Here is a 4,292-nt window from a genome sequence, read left to right as displayed (position 1 = left end):
GGTACAAAAGGAAATTTTATGCTTGAATAAGTTGGATTCTTGTTTCATCATCCCAATAGAAAGGTGTTTTTCACAAATAAATTATTATTTAACATATTATCCTAAAAATATTAAAGTTTTTTCTTACATTAAATTTAATATTTTTCTATATTTATGGAGAAAACAGTATTAATCTAAATTCAGTATCATGAAAGAAACAGCATTACCGCCGTTGAAATTGAACAAAGAAGTAGTATCCAATCTTACCAATATGGAGAGTATAAAGGGAGGATTTGGATTTGACACTTACGTTGAGGACACATGCACTTGTTGCAATTATTCCTGTTCCTGTTAAATGGGTTGTTTAATGCAAGAATTTGTTAGATGATGAGGGCCAAACATGTTTGGCCTTCTTTATTTGTTGACTAACTGTATATACATTTCTACATCTGACAAATAATGCAATGATTTTTCAAATCAGCCTCGTTTAAAGTAATTATTTATTCAAGGAAAGTAATCAAATGGACAAACAACTATTGTGGGAAAAGCTAATAGAAATTAATGAAGATATAGACAATCACTATGACTTGTATAATCAAGTTGGGGGATTGGCTGGGCTTTCTGGTTTGGCGCTTTTTAAATTTTACTATTCAAAGTTAATTGACAATTCAAATGAAAAGAAAAAAGGGGAGGAAATTCTTAAAAGATGTATCGAAAACATAAATAATGGCTTTTCATATCCTACTTATTGTGCGGGCTTAGCTGGTATGGGATGGGTTCTTGATCATTTGAAGGAGAGTGGTTTTATATATAATGAATGTGATGATATGTTGTTTCAACTGGATGGGTATTTGAATCAAATAATGACAACTAATATCAAAGATGGGAAGTTTGATTTTTTGCACGAGGCTCTTGGTTATGCATTTTATTTTTTAAATCGATATAAAACCACTTCAAACACACATATGAAGTTGTTCTACCAATCTTCATTATTGGATTTTGTAAAAAATCTGAAAGAACAATCGAAGAGAAATAAACTCTCAAATTCTGTTGAATGGATTTCCGTCCTTGATTACCAAGGTAAAACAAGAGGCTATAATTTGAGCCTATCACATGGGATTTCAAGTATTATTGGATTTTTGGCTAGATTACATAGACAAGATTTCTTTACGGATGAATGTGAAGACTTGTTAAATGGCTCTGTAGAGTTTGTGCTTTCCTATATGGGTCGAAGTGCAAATGGAATTTCTGTATTTCCTGATTGGATAAGCCTAAAAGGACAACCACTGAATGTGCCCAGCCGGTTAGGTTGGTGCTATGGAGATTTGGGTATTGGTATATCATTGTGGAGTGCATATAAAAGCACGGGGCAGCAGAAGATAAAGGATGCATCCATCCATGTGTTTAAAGAATCATCAAAACGAAAATCATATGAACAAAACTTGGTTGTAGATGCTGGACTTTGTCATGGTTCCTTCGGTATTTCACAAATATATAATCGAATGTATCATGAAATGAAGTCAATTTCTGATGATGATATGGAAATAGATTTCTTCTTACAGGAAGCAAATTTTTGGGCATATGATGGTCTGACAAGAGCAAACCATAATGGAGGATTTGCTGGGTTCAAAGAGTGGAAGGGGACTGATAAAAGATGGGTTGGTTCTCACTTTGTGCTTACTGGAACTGCTGGTATTGGTTTAGCAATAATAAGTAACCTGTCAACTTCATCTGAATTTGAACCGAATTGGGATGCCTGTTTAATGATTGCGTAAGCTATTTTCAAAGAATAAGAATATGGCAAAGAACCCCTATTTACATTTCGAGAAATTTATTCTCAGAACACCACTGTACCCCTTAGATTTTTTTTTCTCCATCATGGAGAATGATGAAGTTGATGATGCACAATTAAAAAAGCATTTTATTAATCCCGAAATTTCTGAAGCTATCTACTTAGCATCTCCAGAATTACATAGGCAATTAAAGCATTGGTCAGTAGGAGACACACCTATTGAGAAAAGGGAAAGATTGAAGTACTCTTTTTTAAAATACTTAATTAGAATGTCCACACGTCCAACACCTTTTGGCCTTTTCGCTGGTTGCTCAACTGGGCAATTTGGAAATGAAACCTGTATTAAAAGTGATTTACCGACCAAAAACAAAAGAAATACAAGATTGGACATGAATTATTTGGTTGCTTTATCTCAAGATTTGGCAAATAAATCAATAATTCGCGAGCAGTTACATTTTTACCCTAATACCAGCATATATGAGGTGGGTGGCCAATTGAGATATGTTGAGTATAGCTATAACAAGGGAAAGAGAACTCATCTCATGATTTCGGTTGAAAGAGACAAATATTTGGAGAAAATATTAACAAATGCTGAAAAAGGTAAAAAGCTAAATAGCCTGACAAAGATATTAAAAGACGATGGTATCGATGAAGGAGTTGCTTCCAATTATATTAATGAATTAGTTGATAGTCAACTTCTTGTAAGTGAGCTGGAACCAACAGTGTCTGGTCCAGAGTTTTTAGACCAAATTTGTTCTGTATTGAAAAATCTGGAGAACACAAGCCACGTCATTGATTTAATCATGAAAATGAAGGAAAATCTACGTTTGGTAGATGCTTCCATTGGCAATAAAATAGAAAGATATAAAGAGTTTGAAAATCTTGCATATAAGCTAGGAACTGATTTTGAGAGAAAATTTCTTGTCCAAACAAATTTAATTCTAAATCCAAAAAAAAATCAAATAGATGCTAGTATTACAGAATCAATTAAAAAAGGAATAACTCTCTTGAATAAGATTAGCTTGCCTCCGGTAGATACAGACTTGATTAGGTTTAAAGAAGCATATATAAATCGATATGATGGCAATGAGATGCCACTTGCTACTGTGCTTGATGTTGAATTAGGTTTAGGTTATAAACAGAATAATATATCGGGAGTAGTTAACCCCTTAGTTGATGATATTTCTTTTCCGGAAAAGGAAACAGAAACCAGACCCGTAAGATGGTCCAAAATAAATGAGATTTTCCACCGTAAGATATTTAATGCTGGATTGAATAAGGAGTACTGCATTAAATTGAATGAATCAGAGTTTGGTATATATGAAGAGGATTGGGAAGACTTGCCAGATACAATTTCGGTCATGATTGAGATTCTGGAATTTAATGAAAAGAACAAGATAAGGTTTGCAGGATTTTATGGTTCTAGCGCAGCAAATTTTATGGGACGATTTTGTCATGGAGACAAGAAAATAATGGATCATGTTAAATCAATTTTAACCAAAGAGAAAGAAATTCATACAGAAGGAATACTAGCTGAAATAGTACATCTTCCCGAATCTAGAGTTGGAAATGTATTGAGTCGCCCATCCTTCAGAGATTATGAAATACCATACTTATGTAAATCCATCCAAAATGAAGAGAATCAGATCACGATTGATGAATTAGCAATTTATCTTGATGATGGTAAGCTGAAACTTAAATGCCCAAGGTTGAAACAAGAAATTGTTCCTCGACTAACAAATGCCCATAATTATTCTTCTCGTCAATTGCCGATTTATCATTTCTTGTGCGATATGCAATTTCAGCAAGGGAGAAAGGGTTTAGGGCTCGACCTTGGGCCTTTTATGGATGAATATGATTTTATACCAAGAATCGAATTTCAAAATTTGATACTATTTGAAGCTACCTGGAATATTAAAGTTGATGATATATCATATATGTATAAAATTGATAACAAACCTGATTTATTAAATTCAGTTTTACTTTTTCAAGAGAAAAAAAACATGCCAGATTTTGTTATGTTGGTGGATGGTGATAATCGATTGGCAATAAATTTAAAAAATTTCACATCTGTGAAAATGTTATTGGAAACGATAAAAAAACGAGAACGCATAACATTAAAAGAATTCTTATATGGTTGTACCAATACACAAATAAATTGCGCAAACGAAGTAATAGTTTCCTTTTATAAACAGCCAACAGTATAACAATGCAGAGTTTTTTTTTTCTTGGGGATAAATGGATTTATTACAAAATTTTCACAGGGGAGAAATTTGCGGACAGGTTTTTAACCAAAGTCATTAAACCCGTAGTAATTGATCTTAAGGCTGAACAGGTCATCAAAACATTTTTTTTCATCCGATACGGAAGCCCTGATTTTCATCTTAGACTGAGATTTGAAATCTATAAAAGAAAAGATTTATTTATAGTGATTCAAAGGCTTCATGAAGTTTTGAAAGGTTTCGTTGAGGATAAAATCATTTGGAAAGTTGAAACAGATACTTATCATAGAGAATTATGG

4 protein-coding genes are annotated in these 4,292 nt (G+C 33.0%); all 4 read left to right on the top strand.

The genetic code is table 11. The features are described 5' to 3' along the window. The first annotated feature begins 187 nt into the window (after positions 1–187). On the top strand, positions 188–334 hold the full coding sequence (locus A7D14_RS19915; RefSeq protein ID WP_156102267.1) for a hypothetical protein: 147 nt from the start codon (positions 188–190) through the stop codon (positions 332–334). 166 nt (positions 335–500) lie between these two features. After that, entirely contained in the window at positions 501–1,754 is a 1,254-nt protein-coding gene (locus A7D14_RS00925; protein ID WP_036382864.1) for a lanthionine synthetase LanC family protein, read from the top strand. 103 nt (positions 1,755–1,857) lie between these two features. Next, positions 1,858–3,978 carry a lantibiotic dehydratase family protein gene (locus tag A7D14_RS00920; protein ID WP_176712342.1) on the top strand — a complete coding sequence of 707 codons (2,121 nt, stop codon included), beginning with the start codon at positions 1,858–1,860 and terminating at the stop codon, positions 3,976–3,978. Between the two features lie 2 nt (positions 3,979–3,980). After that, a partial coding sequence (locus tag A7D14_RS00915) for a thiopeptide-type bacteriocin biosynthesis protein (RefSeq protein ID WP_218058492.1) occupies positions 3,981–4,292 on the top strand: 312 nt, incomplete at its 3' end.

Origin of the sequence: Allomuricauda sp. CP2A (assembly GCF_001683915.1) — a bacterium.
GTDB lineage: Bacteria > Bacteroidota > Bacteroidia > Flavobacteriales > Flavobacteriaceae > Flagellimonas.
Note: the sequence above shows the minus strand (reverse complement) of the source record. Positions and strands in the feature narration are given on the sequence as shown.

What these genes read in the sequence shown, in the direction of transcription:
- A7D14_RS19915 (WP_156102267.1), top strand. Translation starts at nt 188, where the DNA reads ATGAAAGAAACAGCATTACCGCCGTTGAAATTGAACAAAGAAGTAGTA.
- A7D14_RS00925 (WP_036382864.1), top strand. Translation starts at nt 501, where the DNA reads ATGGACAAACAACTATTGTGGGAAAAGCTAATAGAAATTAATGAAGAT.
- A7D14_RS00920 (WP_176712342.1), top strand. Translation starts at nt 1,858, where the DNA reads ATGGAGAATGATGAAGTTGATGATGCACAATTAAAAAAGCATTTTATT.